We start from the raw sequence: 18,481 nt of genomic DNA, 5'->3' as shown, positions 1-18,481 counted from the left end.
ATGCTAGGCAACGGCATCATGATCGCCATGAGCGAACCAGCCAAATTGTCCCCCCAAGAATCCCTCCGCCGCGCCAATATGATCATGGGCATCGGGGTGCTCCTGACCGTGGTCCCCCTTGGTTTGGCCATCGTCAATATCCTCATCACCGATGATGGCGCCATCCTGCAAGCCCTCGCTTCGCTGGGCTGGGCCTTTGTCATCTGCGTCTGTCTTCTCCCTGTCGGTCTGGTTTCTTTTGCGATGGGACTCTCCCGTCTGATGGCGGCCAAGCGCGCGCTCAAAGAGATCGACGAATCCGAAGAATAATCCAATAATCCTAACGGCCCTTGTCCATGCCGCGCCTCGCGTCTATCCGCGCGACAAGGTTCATGTTCCGTCAGGTTCTCAGGGCAGGATCAGGAGAAGGGTTTTCCGCTCCAATAGCTTGATTCTACTTGCCCCGCCGCAGGAGCAGGTACTCGAAGCTGTCGGTCAAGGCCAGCCAACTGGCCTCAATCACATTGTCTGAAACCCCGACGGTACCCCATTCCCGGCCTTCGTGGCTGGATTCCACCAGCACGCGGATGCGGGCGGCGGTGCCGGCGGAAGAATTGACGATCCGGACCTTGTAATCGATCAGGTGCAGGCCGGCGATTTCCGGATACTTTTGCGCCAGGGCCCGGCGGAGGCTGTTGTCGAGGGCGTTGACCGGACCGTCACCTTTGGCCACGGTGTGGAACTCCTCACCCGCGATTTCGAGCCTCACTGTGGCTTCGCAGTCGGAGGAATCGCTGGCGGCGTCCTTGCGCATGGAAACGTGGTATTCGCGCGCTTTGAAAAAAGACAGGCCGGGGTCGAGGGCGCGGCGCACCAACAACTCGAAGGAGGCATCGGCCGCTTCGAATTCATAGCCCTCATTTTCCATCTGCTTGACCCGGTCCAGAACGAGGCGGGCCTCGGTTGATTTGTCCGGAAGATCGACGCCAAATTCCCGGGCCTTGAGCATGATGTTGCTGCGGCTGGACAATTCGCCGACGAGGATTCTGCGCTGGTTGCCGACTTGGGCCGGGTCGATGTGTTCGTAACTGGAGCCGGATTTGGTCACGGCATTGGCGTGCATGCCGCCCTTGTGGGCGAACGAGGCCTGGCCGACGAACGGGGCGCGGATGTCGTGGTTTTGGTTGGCCACCTCGTCGACGAATTGGGAGATCTCGGTCAGTCGGGCCAGCATGCCCGGGGGCAGCACCGGACGGGCGAGCTTCAGTTCGAGGATCGGGATGACCGTGGTGAGGTTGCAATTGCCGGTGCGTTCACCATAGCCGTTGATCGTCCCCTGCACCTGGGAGGCTCCGGCTTGGAGGGCGGCGACGGCATTCGCCACTCCCAGCCCGCAATCGTTGTGGGTGTGGATGGCCACGCGGCAGGAAACGGCCGCGCAGGCCGCGGCAGTGGCTGCGGCGATCTCATGTGGGAGTCGGCCGCCGTTGGTGTCGCAGAGGACGACATACGAAGCCCCGGCATCGGAAGCGGCGCGCAGGCAGGCCAGGGCGTAATCAGGGTCGAGCAAGTAGCCGTCGAAGAAATGTTCGGCATCATACATGACCTCGCGACCATGACGCTGCAGGTGCGCGGTGGTGTCGGCCAACATGCGGAGGTTTTCATCGGTCGTGGTCCGGAGGACTTCAGTGACCTGGAAACGGGAAGATTTGCCCACGAAAGTGACCACTGGCGTCTCCGCGCGCAGGAGCAGGTCCATTTGCGGGTCGTCAGTGACCTTCATTTCCGGTTTGCGGGTGCTGCCGAAGGCGGCGATGCGGGTGGATCCCCAGTTTCGTTTGGCGGCCTCGCGGAAAAAGGCGATGTCCTTCTCGTTGGAGCCCGGGAATCCGCCCTCGATGTAATGCACCCCGAAGGCGGCCAAACGTTCGGCGATGCGGAGCTTGTCGGAGGCAGACAGGTTGATGCCTTCGGCCTGGGCTCCGTCGCGCAGGGTGGTGTCGTAGAGGACGGTGGGGATTTTCATGGAAGTGGGAATGGAGGTGGGGGTTGGATCAAAGGGTGGTTTCCCGGCTGGCGGGGGGAGGTGGGGACCTTCACTGCCGGTTGCAGGAGGTCAGGCGGTAATGATAATCGAAAGGCCGACACAGAAGCGGGGCCGGGCAGCAAGGGCGGTGGCTGCGGAACAAAGCATTCCTATGAGCTAGCGCGCCATGGGTGGCCGGGCAAGGAGATTTGCTGGATTGTCCCCGGTCGGTGGGCTATCCCATGGCCATGCGTGTCGTCTTTGTGGGAACGGGCGAAATCGGAGTGCCCTCCTACCGGGCGTTGGTTTCCGCCCCCGGAATCCATCTGGTGGGGGTGGTGACCCAGCCGGACCGGCCAGCGGGAAGGAAGCTGGAACCGACGCCTTCCCCGGTCAAACGGGCCGTCGCCGGCTCCGGGGTGGTCCTGCTGCAGCCGGAAAAAATCAACCGTCCCGAGGTGATCGAAGAACTGCGGGCCCTGGTGCCCGATGTCCTGGTGGTGTGTGCCTACGGCCAGATCCTCAAGCCCGCGGTCCTTGAATTGCCGCGAATGGGCTGCCTCAATCTCCATGCCTCCCTCCTTCCCCGCCACCGGGGCGCCAGTTGCATCCAGGCGGCGATCCTGGCCGGCGACGCCCGCACCGGCATGACCGTGATGTGGATGGATGCGGGCTTGGACACGGGCGACATCCTCTTGCAGGAAGCTTTCCCGATGGGGCGCCGGGCCACGGCCGGGGCATTGCACGACCGTTTGGCCGCCCAGGCCCCCGGGTTGTTGTTGCGCGCCCTCTCTCTGGTTAGGGAAGGCCGGGCGCCGCGCCTTCCCCAGGACGCAGGCCTGGCGACTTACGCCCCCAAGCTGAGCAAGGCGGACGGCCGCCTGGATTGGAGCCGCCCACTGTGCGAGATCGACCGCCGGGTCCGGGCCATGAGCCCATGGCCCTCGGCCTATACCTATTTCGAGGACCACGGGCAGCGGCGTTTGTTGAAAGTTTTCCGCATCATCCTTTGCCGCAAAGTGCGGGGCAGGCCGGGGGAAATCCTCCGGGTCGGAAAAGAGGGTGTATGGGTCGGAGCCGGCGATGGAGGCATTTTGTTGCGCGAGGTGCAAATGGAGGGCCGGGCCCGGATGCCCGCCGCCGATTTTGCCCGCGGACAAAAACTCATGCCGGGGATGATTTTCGATTAGAATGTTAGGATCTGGTCACCGCGGATTTTCCGGGCCCAGCGGAATATCGATGTAAACCGGGTAATGGTCGCTGGCCAGTCCGGGCGCATCGCCGCCGAAGACGTCTTTTTTCTTCGAGGCCCCCTGGGCGAGGATTTTCAATTCCGGCTCGATGCCGCGCCAGCCCGAGGACAGGAAGATGTAGTCAACCACCTGGTCGGGGATCTCCTCCACGCCCTTGCGCGCGGGCAGGGTGATGGCTTCTTCACGTTTCACCGGGGGCTGGGCCATATGGAAACCCAGGCGGTCGAGATCGGTGAATATCTTCGCCCCCTCGGCATCGGCGAGGAAATAGTCGGTATTGAAATTGCCCAGAACGAGGATTTTGTCCCGGTAGGGGTCGAGGTCATGACGGTCGAGGTCGGCCTTCAGCTCGGCAATGGCGGCCCGTCGATTCCGGTAATTGGCGGCGCGTTCCTCGGGGCGTCCGGCCCCGGAATCACTTTTGAGGTGGCCGTTGTAGATGGTGAAGGTGAGCGGTCCGACTTTCCAACGTGCGGCCAGCCATCCGCGCACGGGACGGTCGGCTCCTGCGATCGGGGTGAAGTCCACTTCCCAGAGATCATCCCACGGGTGGCGGGCCATGAAGCCGCACTGTTGCTGGATGCGGTCGAGGTCGCGGGCGGTGTCGTTTTTTTGGTAAAAAATGGATGCCGCCAGATGGGAGAAGGGCCACAGGCCGATGTTGCGGTTGAGGCGCTGGAGGGCCCCGATGTTGCGGATTTCCTGGGTGGCCAGGACATCCGGTTTGATCTGGTTGATCAAGTGGGCCACCGCGGCGGTTTGCCAGTTTGTGGCCTGTTCTTGCCCCCCGCGCTGTCCGGCCGGATACCATTCGATGTTCCAGGATGCCACACGAAAAAACGATCGCTCCCGGATGGTGGTTCCGGGCAAGGGGACTACTTCGTTGGCGGGTTTTTCCGTCCATGGTTCGGCTCCAGCCCAAGGGGGGGCAAGCAGGACGAACAGCACAACCCATCGGTTACAACGCATTCTTTTGTTTAGCGGTGGTTTGTTTTCCGGGAAGGGGGAAGTGGTTGTGGTTGAACGGTCCGCCCGTTCAGGGAAATGACAGCGAAGCCAGGCGCAGGGAGACGAATTCCTGCAGGTATTGGGGCAGGTCCCGGGAGCGGAGGCTGAACTCCTCGCGAATCCGGGGCAGGTCCGGAGCTCCATCGGCCAGGAGCATGGGGGAACGGTTTTTCCCCGGGTTGTCCTCGCCACCGTCCACGGCGTAATGTCTGGCCTCCTGTCCCGGAAGCCACCGGATGCTGCGCGGTCGGTTCATGCGGTCGTAGATCAACTCAAACCCCGCTGCATTCCCTTCCGGGGCATACCAAACCACCAATTCGAGATAATCATCCATCAGCCACTTGCGTGGCAGGTCGTTCGCCACGGGGCGGATGGGTGCATCGCGAAGCATGTTCGCCATTAAAGCATGGGAGGTGATTCCGGTCAAACGGACCGCATGGAGCCGGTTTTCTTCAAGCATTTCATTTGCCTGCATGGGAGAAATCCTCCAATTTGTTATGATATGTCATCGGCCACGATCATCGACCAGATTTCCTCCACGGATCTTTCTACGATCACATCCCGTGCGCTTTTGTTGGATGTCCGGACACCTGCGGAATTTGCCGGTGCCCACATCGAGGGATCGGTGCTCCACCCGCTTTCCGATCTCGATCCCGGTGCGGTGTCGCAACTGGCCCGTGATAAGGAGGGGATCGTGGTGGTCTGCCAATCGGGCGGGAGGGCCGGACAGGCGGCGGGAAAGCTGGCCACGGCCGGAATCACCAAGGTCCGGGTGTTGCAAGGGGGGGTGTCCGCCTGGGAAAAAGCCGGGTTGCCCCTGGTCCATGGGAAGAAAACGATTTCTTTGGAGCGGCAGGTGCGGATTGTGGCCGGAGCCCTCGTGTTCACGGGGGCGGTGCTGGGTTATTTTGTCCATCCGGGCTGGATCGGTATCTCGGCTTTTGTCGGGGGCGGCTTGGTCTTTGCCGGCCTCACCGATTGGTGTGGCATGGGCCTGCTGCTGGCCCGGATGCCTTGGAACCGGTGATTGCAGGGTGATTGATGGATTCGATAGCGGATCAAATCTCGATCAACGTCAGACCCGGGAAAATCTGGTAGTCGGCGGCATTGCCCGTGATCAGGTGTGTGACTCCCGAGGCCAGGCAGGTGGAGGCCAGCAAAGTGTCCAAGATGCGCTTGCGCCCGAGTTGGCTGGTGCGCATTTGCGCCAGAAACCGACTGACCGCTTCCGAGGTCGGGAGAAGGTGAACGACTTCCGCCGCGTTCCACCATTTTTCGGCCCGGTTCAGGGCGGTATCCATGGCCAGGGGACGTTCAAAGCGACGGGGATCAGTCACGATGTGAATGAATTCGGCCAGCACTTGGGGGGTGAGACCGAAGCGGTTTCCCGCATCCAGATTTTGGTCACGAATCAGCACGGCCCCGGGACGCCCGGGGTGTTCGGCAATGTTCAGGCGGACCAAAAAATCAGTATCGATGGCCACGTTCATGGAGCAGGTCATCCATCCGGTCGTCGATGAGGATAGGGTGGACTTGTCCGACCGAAAAGGGCTTCAAGTCGCGCAAGCTCGGACGCGGGTCAGAAGGGCGCTGGGCGAGGGTTTGGCGCAGGGAATCAGCCACGACATCCTTGAGCTTGCGTCCTTCACGGGCGGCCAACATCTTGATCTCGCGGACCAATTCATCCGGAATTTCCAAACTGGTCTTCATAAGAGAAGTATTTAAGGAAAAGAGTAATTAGTCAAGAAACAAGCGGGAAAATTGACTACTGTAGGTGAGGCCGGTTACTATTCGCTGGATTTCAGGGTTACCACTTGAAACTTAAGACTTAACACTTAAAACTCCGGGTTCCGCCCTGCGGAACCCGCTCATGCCCACCTACGTCATCGGACACAAGAACCCCGACACCGACGCCATCTGTTCGGCGATCGGTTACGCCGACCTGCTCCGCCGCACCGGGATGCCGGGCGTGGAGGCCGCCCGCTGTGGGGAGATCAACGCCCGGACCGCCTTTGCCCTCGAGCAGGCCGGGGTTCACGCACCGAGGCTGGTCATGGATGTCCGCCCGACCGCCGGTCAGATTGCCCGGCGCGAAGTCATCAGTGCGGGGGTGGATGAATCCTTTGGTGAAGCCTTCGACCGCATGCGGGGCCCCGGGCTCCGCACGCTGCCCGTGCTCGATGCGGAGGGACACGTGCTTGGGATGCTTTCCCTCCAGAAGATGGTCGACCTCCTCCTGCCCAACAGTTCCAAGGCCCCGACCGATGCCCGGGTGGTCGATACCAGCCTGCGACGCATCGCCAAGGCTCTGGGGGGCCGGTTCCAGAACGAGGTGGGTCTCGATGACGAGATCCCCTTCATCCTGGTGGTGGGGGCCCAGCGGGCCGCGGCCTTCGGGGAACGCCTCGGCGAATTCCCCCTCGAGCGCACCATCCTCGTGACCGGGAACCGCCCCACCATCCAGAAGCCGGCGATCGACTTCGGCGTTCGGGCCTTGATCGTCACCAGTGGGTATGAGATTGAGCCGAACATTCTCGCGCATGCCAAAGCCAAGGGAGTGGCCGTGCTGATTTCCCCTCACGACACCGCGACAACAACGATCCTGATCAAATGTTCCAAGCGGGTCACGCATGCGTTGCAGAAGGATTTTGTGCGTTTCGCTCCGGGGGACCCGATCGAGAAGATCCGGGCGCTGGCCGCCACCACCGCGGTGACCCTCTTCCCCGTGGTTGATGAATCCGACCAACTGGTGGGTGTCTTTTCCAAGTCCGATCTGGTCAATCCGCCGCTGACCAAGTTGATCCTGGTCGACCACAACGAATTCGGCCAGGCAGTCAACGGGGTGGAGCAGGCGGAAATTCTTGAGGTGTTGGACCACCACCGGCTGGGCGGAAACCTCGTCACGCGTGAGCCGATCCGCTTCATCAACGAGCCCCTCGGATCGACCTCGTCGCTGGTGGCCAAGCAGTTCCGCCAACGCGGGCTGACCCCCGGGCCTGACATCGCGCTCTGCCTCGCCACGGGGGTGATCTCCGACACGCTCTACCTGACCTCGCCCACCACGACCCAAGAGGACCGGGAATTGCTGGCCTGGCTGGGTGAGGTAGCGGGACGGGATCTCAAGGCCTATGCTGAGCGGTTTTTTGCCGAGGGTTCCGTCCTGCAGGTGAAGACGGCGGCCGAAGTGGTGCGCGGCGACTGCAAGGATTTCAGCGAGGGTGGATGGAAATTTGCCGTGGCCCAGGTGGAAGAACTGGGGCTGGAGCGTTTCTGGGCGCGGAAGGCCGAGCTGCAACAGGCCCTGGAGGCATTGGTGGGTGAAAGAAAACTCGATTTCGCCTGCCTGTTCATCACCGACATCAGCCAGCACGTGAGCGTGATGCTGGCCGCGGGCGAGCCCCGCGTCATCGAGGCGATCGACTATCCCAAGCTGGAGGGTGGCGTCTTCGAATTGCAGGGCGTGGTGTCGCGCAAGAAACAGCTCCTGCCGCACCTGATCGGGTTGTTGCAGGGAATGACGCGATAGGTAGTCGGGTGATCAGGACTTCTGCTGGAGGATTTGTTTCCGGCGGAAGTGCTCGTCGAGGCGGTTGTCGATCCGGTCGGAGTCGGATTCCTCCAGATACTTGGGTCCGCCCCAGGCGGCCATGCCGTTGAGGGCGCGGGCCCACTTGTCGGCCATGAGGAGGATGTTGAAGACTTCCTTTTCCGTCTGGCCGAGGGCGACCGGCCCGTGGTTGACCATGAGGACGAGTTTGGGGCCCTTGCCGTGCTTTGCTTTGAAACGCACCAACTCCTCCCGCACCACCCGGGCCAGTTCCAGGCCGGGGTCGACGTAGGGAACGACGGCGATGTGACGGCCACAGACCACAATGACGTCGGGATAGATGTGGCGGAGGAAAGGCTGCGCCCCGGCCTGGCTGGCCAGGATGGAGATCATCGATTCGGTGTGGGTGTGGCCCACCCATTTGGCGCCGCCGATTTCTTGACAGAGGGCGTGGAGGAAAGTTTCAACCGAAGGATGGGGAGCGGAGGCGTCGACGCGGCACGATTGGAGGAAGTCCTGCACTTCCTGTTCGGTGGCCGGCTGGTCGATGAAATCGAGGACTTCCTTTTTCTTCACCCGCGAAAACTGTTCCGGGCGCATGGTGGCGAGGGAACTGCCCGAGCCCTTGACGAGGAAGGTGCCGTCGCCGAGATCGGCGCTGGTGTTGCCTTCGCCGAGGATGGCCAGATGGCGCTCTTCGCGACCGAGTTCGTGGGAGAGTTGGGTTAGTTTTTCTAGGATGTCATTCATGGGGAGGCGGGGGTTTTGGGAACGGCTTCGTTGGCCAGAAGGAGTTGGGCCCCGGACTGGCCGAGGTGGTCGCGGAAGGCGGCATCGGGTTCGCGATCCGTGATGAGCGTGTGGATGTCGCCGAGCTTGGCGAAGAAGAAAGAGGACTGGAGGCCGAGCTTGCTGTGGTCGGCCAGGAGGTAGGTCCGGTCGGAGAGGTCGATCATCTTCCGTTTGAGGGCGGCCTGTTCGTCGTTGGCTTCGCTCAAGCCCCGGGTCGCATCCACCCCAAGGCAGGAGAGGAAGGCTTTCTGGATGTGGTAACACTCCAGCGATTGCTCGACCAAGGGGCCGGTACAGGACATGGAATGCGGACGCAGCACGCCGCCGGTCATGACCACGCGGATGGACGGTCGCTCGGAAAGTTCCGCGGCAACCTTGATGGCGCTGGTCAGCACGGTGAGGTTCATGTCGGGGAGGAGGCGGGCCAGTTGGAGGGCGGAGGAACTGGCGTCGAAGAGAAGGGTGTCGCCGGTTTCAATCTGTTGCAGGGCCACCGCGGCCATGGCTTGCTTGGCGGCCACATGGGCGGATTCCCGGCTGCTGTGGCTGGGGTCGCGGCGGGCGGCTTCGAGCCGGACGGCCCCTCCGTGGTAGCGGAGCAACTGGCCGTCGCGCTCCAGTTTCTCGAAATCCCGGCGGACGGTCTCTTCGGTCACGGCCAGAGTTTGGGCGATTTCCGCAGTGCGTGCGCTTCCCTGGGTATTGACCCAGTCGAGGATTCGGCGATGTCGTTCGAGGGCCAGCATGGAATGAATAAGGGGAGGGAAGTGAGGGATTTAGCTCAAAAAACCTTTGATATGTTTTGTTTTACTTGCTTTTTGGGCGAGGTCAAGCGATTATCCAAACACAAACGCAGAATATAAAAGAAAAACAAAGAACCCCACTCCTATGAAATATCAGTATGTGAATCATGTTTGGAACGATCAAGCGGCCGCGAAGCTCTCTCCTGCGGAGCGACTGGTTTACCGCTCGAATGCGTTGGGGTCGGATCAACGGATCACCAACACCGGCGGGGGGAACACCTCCTCGAAGATCATGGAAACCGATCCCCTGACCGGCGAAAAGGTCGAGGTGCTCTGGGTGAAGGGTTCCGGCGGCGATCTGCGGACCTCCAAGAAAGAAAATTTTTCCTCGTTGTATCAGGACAAGCTGGTGGCGTTGCAGAAGCTGTATGCCTCCCGCAGCGACAAAGGGCTCAAGTCGGCGGCCGAGGATGACATGGTTGGCATGTATACCCACGCGACCTTCAACCTGAACCCGCGGGCCTCGTCGATTGACACGCCGCTGCACAGTTTCCTTCCGGGGAAGCACGTCGACCACATGCACCCGAACGCCATCATCGCCATCGCGGCGAGCAAGAACTGCATCAAGCTGACCAAGGAGATCTTCGGTGGGGAAATGGAATACGTTCCCTGGATGCGTCCCGGCTTCGAACTCGGGCTGGCGATGCAGGAAATCGCCCGCAAGAATCCGAAGACCCAAGCCATCATGATGGGGCAGCACGGCTTCATCTCTTGGGACAACGACGACAAGGCCTGCTACGAACTGACCCTCGGCTTCATTGAGAAAGCCGCGGCCTACATCGAGAAGAAATACGCCGAAAAAGGCGGGGACGCCAAGGCCTTTGGTGGCGCCAAATACCAGTCCCTCCCACAGGAGGAGCGGAACCGCACCCTGGCGGCCATCCTCCCCTGGCTGCGCGGACAGGTCAGCCAGCAGAAGCGTTTCATTGGCACGGTGCAGGACGATGAAAAGATCCTGCGCTTCGTCAATTCCGCCGACGCCCCCCGCCTGGCGGAGCTGGGCACATCCTGCCCCGACCACTTCCTCCGCACCAAAATCAAGCCGCTCTATGTGGCTTGGAACCCCCAGAAGGACGATGTGGCCAAACTCAAGGCCCTGCTCCAGTCCGGCTTGGAACAATACCGCAAGGATTACGCCGCTTACTACAACGCCTGCAAGCACGCCAACTCCCCGGCCATGCGGGATCCGAATCCGACCGTCGTCCTCATTCCCGGTCTCGGCATGATCGCCTGGGGCAAGGACAAGTCGGAGTCGCGCGTCACGGCCGAATTCTACAACTGCGCGGTGGAAGTCATGCGCGGGGCCGAGGCCATCGACGAATACATCGCCCTGCCGCAGCAGGAAGCCTTCGACATCGAATACTGGCTGTTGGAAGAGGCGAAGCTTCAACGCATGCCGGCAGAAAAAGAACTGGCCCGCCAAGTGGTGATCGTGGTCGGCGCCGGATCGGGCATCGGCAAGGAAACCGCCCACCGTTTGGTCAAGGAAGGGGCACACCTCGTCTGCGTGGACCTGAATGCCGAAGCCGCCCAGGCCACGGCCAAAGAAATCACCGACAAATACGGTTTGGGCATCGGCGTCGCAGGCACCGGCATCAGCGGTTGTGGTCCGGCGGTGGGCCTCGCGGCCAACATCACCGACCGCGCTTCCATCCGCGCCATGCTGGACCAGGTGGCCCTGGCCTACGGCGGATTTGATTCCATCTGTGTCACCGCCGGGATCTTTGTTCCCAGTGACACGACAGGCCACATTCCCGATGACAAGTGGGCGCTCACATTCGGCATCAATGTATCCGGCAGCTACTTCGTGGCCGATGAAGCCTACAAGACGTGGAAGGAGCAGGGCCTGACCGGCAATCTGGTCCTCACCACCAGCGCGAACGCGGCGGTGGCCAAGAAGGGTTCCGTGGCTTACGACACCAGCAAAGCGGCGGCCAACCACTTGGTGCGCGAACTCGCCATCGAGTTGAGCCCGCTGGTCCGCGTCAACGGGGTTGCTCCCGCCACCGTGGTCCAAGGGAGCGCGATGTTCCCCCGGGACCGCGTCATTGGGTCGCTGGCGAAATACAACATTCCCTACACCGAAGACGAGGCCACGGATTCCTTGGTGACCAAACTGGCGCAGTTCTACGCCGACCGGACGTTGACCAAGTCGCCGATCACCCCCGCTGACCAGGCCGAGGCCTACTTTTTGCTCGTGACCAAGCGTCTGAGCAAAACCACCGGCCAGGTCATCACGGTGGATGGCGGGCTGCACGAGGCCTTCCTGCGTTAGTCATGCCTCTGCCGTGGGGTGAAAGTCGAGTGGACAAAGTGCGGATGACCCAACAAATTGGCACCACGCATGATCTATGACCAACTCCCCCGGCAGGGCCTTTACCGGCATCTCCACCCCGGCTTTGCCGCCGCGTTTGATTATCTCCTGGGTTTTGAACCGGCGACGCTGGACGGACGGGTGGATCTGGATGGGGACCGTTGCTTTGCCTTGATCCAGACCTATGAGACCCAGCCGGCAACGGACAAGAAATACGAGGCCCATCTCAAGTACATTGACTTGCAATACCTGATCAGCGGAGAAGAGGTCATTTACCACCGGCCCCTGGCCTTGTTGCGGGAGGTCATCCCCTACATCGAGGAAAAAGACGTGGCCAAATATGAGGGCGATGATGACCAGGCCCTGGTCATGCGCCCGGGGGATTTTTCCATCCTCTACCCCCACGACGGCCACAAGCCGGGTTGCACCTTCCGGACCACTCAAGAAGTCAGAAAAGTGGTGTTCAAGATTGCCGTTGCTTCTCCCTGACGCTTGGTGCCGATAGCTGGTAGCTCCCTTGACATTCCAACTGGTTGAACTAGTTTAAATGGATGACGGTCAAAGAAGTCGGGGCCTTTGAGGCCAAGACCCATCTGTCCCAGCTTTTGGATGAGGTGGAGCAAGGGGGAAGGATCTACATCACCCGCCATGGGAAACGGATTGCGGAGTTGTCGCCGGTGGCGCCGAAGAAGAAGGCCAAGTTCGGTTGCGCCAAGGGACCGGGATTTTACATGGCCCCGGATTTCGACGCTCCCTTGGAGGAATTCAAGGATTACATGTGAGCCATCTCGTCGACACCAATGGATGGATTGGCTTTTTGGATGGGCGTGATGATTTTGGTGCCCGGGCCAAGCAGGTGATGTTGGGATCATCTCAATCTTGTTTCATCAGCATCGCCAGCATTTGGGAGGCCGCGATCAAAGTAGGCTTGGGGAAGTTGAAGCTACCCTATGACTTGAAGTCCGATCTGCCCCGCATCTTGGAAGAAAATGGATTCGTCGTGGTTGGGATCGACATCGAGGATGCGACGGCGGTGCGGCAGTTGGAGCCTTTGCATGGGGATCCCTTCGATCGCATCCAGGTGGTGCAGGCGCGTCGTCGTGGTTGGGATGTCATCAGCCGTGACCCGGTCTTTGATCGCTACGGGCTGTCGCGGGTCTGGTGAGATGTAGAGAGAACAAGGCTCAGGCTAGCAGGCGCTGGACGATTCCGCTCAGCGTTTTTCCGTCGGCCCGGCCGGCGGCCTTGGCGGACGCGGCTTTCATGACCAGGCCCATTTGCGCCTTGGTGGTGGCACCGGTTTCCGAGATGGCGGCTTTGACCAGGGCTTCGAGTTCGGCCTCACCCAAGGCGGCCGGCAGCAACGTTTCCAAAAAATCCTTTTCCGACTTCTCCTTCGCCGCCGCGTCGGCCCGGCCCGCAGCGGTGAAGCTGTCGATGGAGTCCTGCCGCTTCTTGGCTTCTTTGCGGATGACGGCGATCACTTCGTCGTCGCTGGGTTGGCCGTCGGCTCCGTGTTTTTCGATGGCGGCATATTTGACGGCTGACTTGAGCAGTCGCAAGGTCCCGAGCTTGTCGGCGTCCTTGGCGCGCATGGCATCTTTGATCATTTCGTCGATTTGCAGGAATAGGGCGGGCATATGAGATGACGGGTGGGAGGTGTAACGGATGGTTGATGAGGTGTCGGGTGGCTGGAGGGAGACTTGGAGGCTTACTTGGGCGCAGGCTCGGTGAGCGTCGCCCGCATGGGTTCGCCGGCGGAAGGGGTCATGGGCGCAGGAGCAGGAAGCGAGGGCATTTCACCGGGGGTGTCCTTGTAAACCACAAGAATGAGGATGCCCTGGTTGTATTGGGGACCGCGGATGATGAAGGGGATGCGGTCCTTGGGGATGAATTTTCCGCCCAGGATGTGCTTGTCCTCTTGGAAGAGTTCGTAGTGGAAGAGGTTGGGGATTGCCGCATCCGAGCGCACCTTCATGCGGAAGGCACGGGTGGGTTCGAAATCGGCCTCCCCACCGGGGGAGAGACTTGCGGAAGAACTGCCGAGGCGTTCGTAGCGAGCGTAGCCGAAAAGCTTGGCCAAGCTTTCGCGGAATTTCTGACAGTCGACCAGGTTTTCCGTGATCTCTTCGTTTTGTCCGTGGATGAGCGAAATGCGCAGGGTGGCGGTCTGTTGGGCCGCGCAGGGAAGAAGCGCAGCTTGGAGGAACAACAGGGCGGCGAAGGGAAGGCGCATGGGATCGGTCACTTCACGCGGTAGCTGGCGGGGAGGTAGTCGTAGCCGGTGGCCCAGACGACATCGGCCTGGGCGGGGGCGGAGTGGAAACCGGAGACCCAGATCTGGGGGTTGCGGCTTTCGGCCACGGGTGCATCCGGGGAGCCGTTGCGGGCGAGGGTGAGGAGGAGGACGAGCAAGGCGCAACTGCCGATGGCGGTCCAGCGCCAGAGGTGGAGATCGCTGGATCGGTTTTCCTCCAGGAGGCATGTGCGCAGACGGGTCCAGGAGCATTCGCAGGCGAATTCGGAGGGCTGGCGTTCCCGGGCAATTTCGGTCAGAGCGGCCTTGAGGTGCTCGACTTCTGGGGTCTGTAGGTCTTTTTCCATGGCGTCGGGTTTCATGGTCTTATCGTTCCTTGTAGGTTTCTTCGAGGATCTTCTTCAATTTCTGGCAGCTGTAAAACAAACGCGAGAGCACGGTTCCTTTCTTGCATCTCAGTATACGCGCGGTTTCCTCGGTCGAAAACCCCTGAATTAATCTGAGCTCGACCACGGCCCGGTGGTCGGGTCCCAAACTGTCCAAAGCACGGGCCAAGGCGGCCCGGTCATCGCCCAGGGCCGCTTCCTTGGCGGCATCGTGCTCGTCGATGGCCTCATGTTCGAGGGTTTCGCCTTCTTCCCCCGTCTGGAGCGGGAAGAGGCCGAGCCATTTGCTGCGGCGCTGGGTTTTCCGCAGCGTGTCGTAGGCTTGGTTCAGCGCGATGCGGTAGATCCACGTGCTGAACTTGGCGTCGCGTCGGAACTTGCGGATTTGCTGGTAGGCCTTGACGAAAGCCTCCTGCACGACGTCGTCGGACAGGGCGTCATCCCGCAGGACCTGGTTGACCGCGCTCCACAGGCCCTTGTAGTGCAGCCGGTGGAGTTCGCGCCATCCTTCCTCGGAACCGCGGATCGCGGCATCGATCCAGGGGTCCTCTTCGGATCGGGTGGCGGTGTGTTCGACGCTCATGGCTGGCTTTGGATTCAAAGGAATATGCCCAGTGGAGGACGGGAAACGAGGGAAAACTCTGGGTCGGTCCTTGCCTCGGGGGCGGCCGGGGACGTAGATTCGTCGGCCTGTGCGCATCCTGGACCGGTACATTCTCTCACAGATCCTGCTGACCACGCTGGCGGCGACGGGAGTGCTGACTTTTCTGGTGGTGGTGCCCAACGCCTTCCGGCGGGTGTTTGAGCACTTGGTCAACAGTGACATCCCGCTCCTGACCATCCTGCAGATGGTTTTGCTTCTGGTGCCGCAGGCCTTGACCCTGACCATTCCCTGGGGTTTTTTGATGGCCATCCTGATGGTGATGGGCCGGATGTCGCACGATCTGGAATTGCAGGCGGTGCGATCCTCGGGGTTGGGGCTGGTGCCGCTGGTTTCGCCCGTCATCCTGCTCAGCCTGGGGTTGAGCCTGCTCTGTCTTTACAACAACGCCATGCTGGCCCCGCGCTGCATCACCGCCTTCAAGTTGATGTTGGTCGACATGGGACGCAAGAATCCGACGATGTTGCTGCGGGCGCAGGAACCGATCACGGCGTTCCCGGGATTCCGCATCTACGTTGACAAAAAGTACGGGCAAACGGTGGAGGGAGTGGCCATCTGGATACTGGACGATGAGGGTCTGCCCAAGAGCAGCGTCCGGGCCGAGCGCGGCACCATCTCGGCCGATCTGAATGCCATGGTTCTGACCCTGACCCTGTTCAATGCCCGCCAGGAAAACCGAGGCGAGGACCCCACCCAACTGGACAAGATCCAGACCGGTATGCGGGCGGGGCAATTCCCCATCACGGTTTCTTTGAAGAAGTTCCTCGATACCAGCAATGTCACCGCCAAAATATCCAATCTGACCTTCGGGCAGTTGACCAACCGGATCTTCGAACCCGGCGGTGACAAGGTCGAGCAGATGGTGCCGCTGCTGACCGAATTCCAGAAACGGCTTTCGCTTTCGGTATCCTGTTTCACCTTCGCCCTCATGGCCATCCCCCTCGCGGTTTATACCCAGCGTCGGGAAACCTCGATCAGCTTCGCCCTCAGCCTCGGCTTGATCATTGTCTATTACCTCATCCTCAATGGGGCCGACGCCCTGCGTCACAAGGCCTCGGCCTATCCGGACGTGGTCATCTGGCTGCCCAATGTGATTTTCCAACTGACCGGCTTCTGCCTTCTTTGGAAGGCCAACCGGCATCCGATGTAGCCCGAAAAAGAGCCCGCAGGTAGGCAGTCGAGGGGGAAGTTTATGTTAATACCCAACCACAGTGGCTCGGCGACGGATTCTTCGGGAGGGCGATGCTCCCGCCGGGCCGGGTTCAGGTTAGCATGCCAGACGCGGCTCAGCAGGAGCTTCGCCCTCCCTTAAGTCAAGGCGCTTTATTGCCCAATCAATGTGATTGGGTATAGGGGTAGCATTTAAAGCATTTTCCAATCCATAGGAGGCCGCCCCACTCGTGTCTCTTACTCGCTCTCGTGCTCGTTGTCTCCCATTCAGAGAACACCAGAATGAGAAAAGTATGAGAACGAGTAGCAGATTAAATACAAAATGGTCTAAACGATCAACATGGCATCGCCGTAACTGTAGAAGCGGTAGCCTTCCCTGACCGCCTCGGCATAGGCCTTACGCTGGAGTTCGATTCCGGTGAGGGCGGCGACCAGCATGAGCAGGGTCGAGCCCGGGAGGTGGAAGTTGGTGATCAGGGCGTCCGTCCGGCGGAAGGTGTAGGGTGGGTAGATCAATTTGGTGGTTAGTCCAGCCGAAGGTTGCAGCTTCGGCGCGGTTTCAATGACCCGGCAGACGGTGGTGCCGACCGCCACCACCCGTTTGGCCACCGCCGCCCGTTCGGCCAGCCCGGCGGGAATGCGGTAGTGTTCGCCGTGCATTTCATGTTCGCTGACATCGGCCACCTTGACCGGGCGGAAGGTGCCCAGTCCCACATGCAGGGTGAGAAAGGCATGGGGAAAGGTGGCCAGGAGTTCCGGGGTGAAGTGCAGACCGGCAGTGGGGGAGGCGACCGAACCGGATTCCCGGGCGTAGACGGTCTGGTATTCATGGTTGTCTTCGGGCAGGTACTCCGGTTGCTGGTGGTCGGCCCGGGCTTGGAGAATGTAAGGGGGCAGGGGAAGCCGGCCATAATCCTCCAACCGGACGTCGCTGTGGAACCGGATGACCCGTTGGGCGTCCGGCAGGGTTTTGAGCACTTCGACCGTGACCGGAGCATGGCCGGGTTCGAGGGCATCCAGAACCAAGCGGGCACCGGGTTTGAGTTTTTTGCCGGGTTTGCCGATGGCCAGCCAGTGGCGGGGCGAGGTTTCCTCGGTGAGGAGAATCTCCACTGCCCCGTTCTCCGCGCTCAGGCGGGCGGGGAGAACGCGGGTGTCGTTGAGGAGCAGGAGATCTTCGGCCCCGATCCAGCACCCGAGGTCGCGGAAGTGGGCATGGGTCAGGGAGCCATTGGACCGGTCCACGACCATCAGCCGGGCGCTGTCACGAGGATGGGCTGGGGTGCGGGCGATACGGTCGGGCGGAAGGTCGAATTGATAGTCGGCGAGGAGGCGGCTCATGTGGGGGAAAGCATAGGGCTGGGGAAGGCAAAACCCAAGTGGGAATGGGAAACGGTCAACACTGCGCGCGCAAAGAAGCTGGTGCACCAAGGTTTACTGAAGTCACGAGGGCCCATCATGGGCGGGACGGAGGGTTGGGGAGAAAGGAAACCGCGAGCAACGATCGTGGCTACAAAAAATTCAAATGCCCAAAAAAACCCGCAAACAAACCTTGCCTGTGCGATGATTGGGACTTAATTTGTTACAGGATCAATCCAATAAAACACACATATGAAGAAAACACGTAAATTTCTCAAAGGTTTCACCCTGATTGAACTACTGGTGGTCATCACGATCATCGGCGTTCTGGCCTCGCTGGCCGTCCCGGCCATCAATGGCGCCTTGGACAAGGCCAAACAAACCGCGGACGTCTCCAACGCGCGTCAGTTGGGCATCGTTCTCTTCTCCGTCGCCAACGACGAAAATGGCGTTTATCCAATCGGTCCCCGGAATGGAAATGGCACACGGACCGCCGCCACCACCTCGACCGATCTTTTCAAAGGTCTTTTGACGGACAAAGAACTCACGGACGCCAAGATTCTGGCCACCGCCGGAAAAACCGCTTTCTCGGGGAACGCGACTGCTTTGGCTGCGGCCAATGTGGGTTGGGATTACTACCAAGGCCTTTCCACTACCGATGAACCTTCCCTTCCGTTGACCATATCGACTGGGGCGTTCTCCAGTGAATCCAAAATCAAGGATTCGACGATCAGTGTCACCGGCGTTTGGAAAGCCAAGGGTTTTGTTTACTACACGCTCGGCAATTCCGCTCTATTCGTCAAAGCGCGCAGTGGTGGGGCCATCACTCCGATCGTTGACAGTTCGGTCACTCTTCCGACTGGTGGCAAATTGCTCGTTCCTTGATCGGGACATTTTTCAAAAAAGCCGCTCCTCATGGGGCGGCT

At 60.7% G+C, this 18,481-nt stretch carries 22 protein-coding genes; 10 read left to right on the top strand and 12 right to left on the bottom strand.

Annotated features, from left to right (window positions below; all coding sequences use genetic code 11):
- Nucleotides 1-27 precede the first annotated feature (27 nt).
- The gene (locus SFU85_08155) at nt 28-309 is read left to right on the top strand and encodes a hypothetical protein (protein MDX6766749.1); all 282 of its coding nucleotides are present in this window, start codon (nt 28-30) and stop codon (nt 307-309) included.
- Between the two features lie 124 nt (nt 310-433).
- Here SFU85_08155 and cimA read toward each other — a convergent pair whose 3' ends face one another.
- Complete coding sequence (cimA, locus tag SFU85_08150) at nt 434-2,005, bottom strand: citramalate synthase (protein ID MDX6766748.1); 1,572 nt, start codon at nt 2,003-2,005, stop codon at nt 434-436.
- Nucleotides 2,006-2,253: 248 nt separating this feature from the next.
- Here cimA and fmt point away from each other — a divergent pair, with 248 nt between their 5' ends.
- The gene (gene fmt / locus SFU85_08145) at nt 2,254-3,195 is read left to right on the top strand and encodes a methionyl-tRNA formyltransferase (protein MDX6766747.1); all 942 of its coding nucleotides are present in this window, start codon (nt 2,254-2,256) and stop codon (nt 3,193-3,195) included.
- Nucleotides 3,196-3,210: 15 nt separating this feature from the next.
- On the opposite strand, the gene SFU85_08140 is transcribed toward fmt, so the two are convergent.
- Both SFU85_08140 and SFU85_08135 read right to left on the bottom strand, forming a co-directional pair.
- On the bottom strand, nt 3,211-4,128 hold the full coding sequence (locus SFU85_08140) for an endonuclease/exonuclease/phosphatase family protein (protein MDX6766746.1): 918 nt from the start codon (nt 4,126-4,128) through the stop codon (nt 3,211-3,213).
- 166 nt (nt 4,129-4,294) lie between these two features.
- Nucleotides 4,295-4,657, bottom strand: a complete 363-nt coding sequence (locus SFU85_08135; GenBank protein MDX6766745.1) for a hypothetical protein — start codon at nt 4,655-4,657, stop codon at nt 4,295-4,297.
- Nucleotides 4,658-4,768: 111 nt separating this feature from the next.
- Here SFU85_08135 and SFU85_08130 point away from each other — a divergent pair, with 111 nt between their 5' ends.
- A complete protein-coding gene (locus SFU85_08130) occupies nt 4,769-5,293 on the top strand; it encodes a rhodanese-like domain-containing protein (GenBank protein MDX6766744.1) in 525 nt (174 codons plus the stop codon).
- Nucleotides 5,294-5,324: 31 nt separating this feature from the next.
- Here the strand turns inward: SFU85_08130 and SFU85_08125 are convergent, their stop codons facing one another.
- A complete protein-coding gene (locus SFU85_08125; protein MDX6766743.1) occupies nt 5,325-5,756 on the bottom strand; it encodes a hypothetical protein in 432 nt (143 codons plus the stop codon).
- On the bottom strand, nt 5,734-5,976 hold the full coding sequence (locus SFU85_08120; GenBank protein MDX6766742.1) for a hypothetical protein: 243 nt from the start codon (nt 5,974-5,976) through the stop codon (nt 5,734-5,736). The genes SFU85_08125 and SFU85_08120 overlap by 23 nt, the downstream gene beginning before the upstream one ends.
- 160 nt (nt 5,977-6,136) lie before the next feature.
- Here SFU85_08120 and SFU85_08115 point away from each other — a divergent pair, with 160 nt between their 5' ends.
- Nucleotides 6,137-7,792: a putative manganese-dependent inorganic diphosphatase gene (locus SFU85_08115; protein ID MDX6766741.1), complete on the top strand. Its 1,656-nt coding sequence runs from the start codon at nt 6,137-6,139 to the stop codon at nt 7,790-7,792.
- A 12-nt stretch (nt 7,793-7,804) separates the two neighbouring features.
- On the opposite strand, the gene SFU85_08110 is transcribed toward SFU85_08115, so the two are convergent.
- Together SFU85_08110 and SFU85_08105 are read right to left on the bottom strand one after the other, a co-directional pair.
- The gene (locus SFU85_08110; GenBank protein ID MDX6766740.1) at nt 7,805-8,563 is read right to left on the bottom strand and encodes a class II aldolase/adducin family protein; all 759 of its coding nucleotides are present in this window, start codon (nt 8,561-8,563) and stop codon (nt 7,805-7,807) included.
- Complete coding sequence (locus SFU85_08105; GenBank protein MDX6766739.1) at nt 8,560-9,351, bottom strand: DeoR/GlpR family DNA-binding transcription regulator; 792 nt, start codon at nt 9,349-9,351, stop codon at nt 8,560-8,562. Before SFU85_08105 ends, SFU85_08110 begins: the two co-directional genes overlap by 4 nt.
- A gap of 142 nt (nt 9,352-9,493) precedes the next feature.
- On the opposite strand from SFU85_08105, the gene SFU85_08100 reads away from it, so the two are divergent.
- The 4 genes from SFU85_08100 (at nt 9,494) to SFU85_08085 (ending at nt 12,887) form a co-directional block, all read left to right on the top strand.
- Complete coding sequence (locus SFU85_08100; GenBank protein ID MDX6766738.1) at nt 9,494-11,683, top strand: bifunctional rhamnulose-1-phosphate aldolase/short-chain dehydrogenase; 2,190 nt, start codon at nt 9,494-9,496, stop codon at nt 11,681-11,683.
- Nucleotides 11,684-11,752: 69 nt separating this feature from the next.
- The gene (locus SFU85_08095; GenBank protein MDX6766737.1) at nt 11,753-12,211 is read left to right on the top strand and encodes a YhcH/YjgK/YiaL family protein; all 459 of its coding nucleotides are present in this window, start codon (nt 11,753-11,755) and stop codon (nt 12,209-12,211) included.
- A 62-nt stretch (nt 12,212-12,273) separates the two neighbouring features.
- Entirely contained in the window at nt 12,274-12,504 is a 231-nt protein-coding gene (locus SFU85_08090; protein MDX6766736.1) for a type II toxin-antitoxin system prevent-host-death family antitoxin, read from the top strand.
- Nucleotides 12,501-12,887 (top strand): type II toxin-antitoxin system VapC family toxin, encoded by a 387-nt coding sequence (locus SFU85_08085; protein MDX6766735.1) that lies wholly within the window; start codon nt 12,501-12,503, stop codon nt 12,885-12,887. Before SFU85_08090 ends, SFU85_08085 begins: the two co-directional genes overlap by 4 nt.
- A gap of 19 nt (nt 12,888-12,906) precedes the next feature.
- Here SFU85_08085 and SFU85_08080 read toward each other — a convergent pair whose 3' ends face one another.
- The 4 genes from SFU85_08080 to SFU85_08065 all read right to left on the bottom strand — a co-directional run bounded on the left by SFU85_08080 (nt 12,907) and on the right by SFU85_08065 (nt 14,948).
- Complete coding sequence (locus SFU85_08080) at nt 12,907-13,362, bottom strand: GatB/YqeY domain-containing protein (protein ID MDX6766734.1); 456 nt, start codon at nt 13,360-13,362, stop codon at nt 12,907-12,909.
- Nucleotides 13,363-13,433: 71 nt separating this feature from the next.
- Nucleotides 13,434-13,970 (bottom strand): hypothetical protein, encoded by a 537-nt coding sequence (locus tag SFU85_08075; GenBank protein MDX6766733.1) that lies wholly within the window; start codon nt 13,968-13,970, stop codon nt 13,434-13,436.
- Nucleotides 13,967-14,341 carry a hypothetical protein gene (locus SFU85_08070; protein ID MDX6766732.1) on the bottom strand — a complete coding sequence of 125 codons (375 nt, stop codon included), beginning with the start codon at nt 14,339-14,341 and terminating at the stop codon, nt 13,967-13,969. The genes SFU85_08075 and SFU85_08070 overlap by 4 nt, the downstream gene beginning before the upstream one ends.
- 4 nt (nt 14,342-14,345) lie before the next feature.
- Nucleotides 14,346-14,948, bottom strand: coding sequence for an RNA polymerase sigma factor (locus tag SFU85_08065; protein MDX6766731.1), 603 nt, complete (start codon nt 14,946-14,948; stop codon nt 14,346-14,348).
- A gap of 109 nt (nt 14,949-15,057) precedes the next feature.
- Here SFU85_08065 and SFU85_08060 point away from each other — a divergent pair, with 109 nt between their 5' ends.
- Entirely contained in the window at nt 15,058-16,176 is a 1,119-nt protein-coding gene (locus tag SFU85_08060) for an LptF/LptG family permease (GenBank protein MDX6766730.1), read from the top strand.
- A 347-nt stretch (nt 16,177-16,523) separates the two neighbouring features.
- On the opposite strand, the gene queA is transcribed toward SFU85_08060, so the two are convergent.
- Entirely contained in the window at nt 16,524-17,537 is a 1,014-nt protein-coding gene (gene queA / locus SFU85_08055; protein MDX6766729.1) for a tRNA preQ1(34) S-adenosylmethionine ribosyltransferase-isomerase QueA, read from the bottom strand.
- Between the two features lie 270 nt (nt 17,538-17,807).
- Between queA and SFU85_08050 the strand changes: the two genes are divergently transcribed.
- On the top strand, nt 17,808-18,440 hold the full coding sequence (locus tag SFU85_08050; GenBank protein ID MDX6766728.1) for a prepilin-type N-terminal cleavage/methylation domain-containing protein: 633 nt from the start codon (nt 17,808-17,810) through the stop codon (nt 18,438-18,440).
- Nucleotides 18,441-18,481: the final 41 nt, after the last annotated feature.

The organism is Candidatus Methylacidiphilales bacterium, assembly GCA_033875315.1.
Lineage (GTDB): Bacteria > Verrucomicrobiota > Verrucomicrobiia > Methylacidiphilales > CAZTYG01 > JANRJG01.
This window is presented reverse-complemented; position numbering and strand designations above follow the sequence as displayed.

Excerpts from the sequence above, each read along its gene's own strand:
- SFU85_08050 (MDX6766728.1), top strand. The coding sequence starts at position 17,808 with ATGAAGAAAACACGTAAATTTCTCAAAGGTTTCACCCTGATTGAACTA.
- queA (MDX6766729.1), bottom strand. The coding sequence starts at position 17,537 with ATGAGCCGCCTCCTCGCCGACTATCAATTCGACCTTCCGCCCGACCGT.
- SFU85_08090 (MDX6766736.1), top strand. The coding sequence starts at position 12,274 with ATGACGGTCAAAGAAGTCGGGGCCTTTGAGGCCAAGACCCATCTGTCC.
- SFU85_08080 (MDX6766734.1), bottom strand. The coding sequence starts at position 13,362 with ATGCCCGCCCTATTCCTGCAAATCGACGAAATGATCAAAGATGCCATG.
- SFU85_08115 (MDX6766741.1), top strand. The coding sequence starts at position 6,137 with ATGCCCACCTACGTCATCGGACACAAGAACCCCGACACCGACGCCATC.
- SFU85_08105 (MDX6766739.1), bottom strand. The coding sequence starts at position 9,351 with ATGCTGGCCCTCGAACGACATCGCCGAATCCTCGACTGGGTCAATACC.
- SFU85_08135 (MDX6766745.1), bottom strand. The coding sequence starts at position 4,657 with ATGCTTCGCGATGCACCCATCCGCCCCGTGGCGAACGACCTGCCACGC.
- SFU85_08065 (MDX6766731.1), bottom strand. The coding sequence starts at position 14,948 with ATGAGCGTCGAACACACCGCCACCCGATCCGAAGAGGACCCCTGGATC.
- SFU85_08120 (MDX6766742.1), bottom strand. The coding sequence starts at position 5,976 with ATGAAGACCAGTTTGGAAATTCCGGATGAATTGGTCCGCGAGATCAAG.
- SFU85_08100 (MDX6766738.1), top strand. The coding sequence starts at position 9,494 with ATGAAATATCAGTATGTGAATCATGTTTGGAACGATCAAGCGGCCGCG.
- SFU85_08130 (MDX6766744.1), top strand. The coding sequence starts at position 4,769 with ATGTCATCGGCCACGATCATCGACCAGATTTCCTCCACGGATCTTTCT.
- SFU85_08125 (MDX6766743.1), bottom strand. The coding sequence starts at position 5,756 with ATGAACGTGGCCATCGATACTGATTTTTTGGTCCGCCTGAACATTGCC.
- SFU85_08095 (MDX6766737.1), top strand. The coding sequence starts at position 11,753 with ATGATCTATGACCAACTCCCCCGGCAGGGCCTTTACCGGCATCTCCAC.
- SFU85_08070 (MDX6766732.1), bottom strand. The coding sequence starts at position 14,341 with ATGAAACCCGACGCCATGGAAAAAGACCTACAGACCCCAGAAGTCGAG.
- cimA (MDX6766748.1), bottom strand. The coding sequence starts at position 2,005 with ATGAAAATCCCCACCGTCCTCTACGACACCACCCTGCGCGACGGAGCC.
- SFU85_08155 (MDX6766749.1), top strand. The coding sequence starts at position 28 with ATGAGCGAACCAGCCAAATTGTCCCCCCAAGAATCCCTCCGCCGCGCC.
- fmt (MDX6766747.1), top strand. The coding sequence starts at position 2,254 with ATGCGTGTCGTCTTTGTGGGAACGGGCGAAATCGGAGTGCCCTCCTAC.
- SFU85_08110 (MDX6766740.1), bottom strand. The coding sequence starts at position 8,563 with ATGAATGACATCCTAGAAAAACTAACCCAACTCTCCCACGAACTCGGT.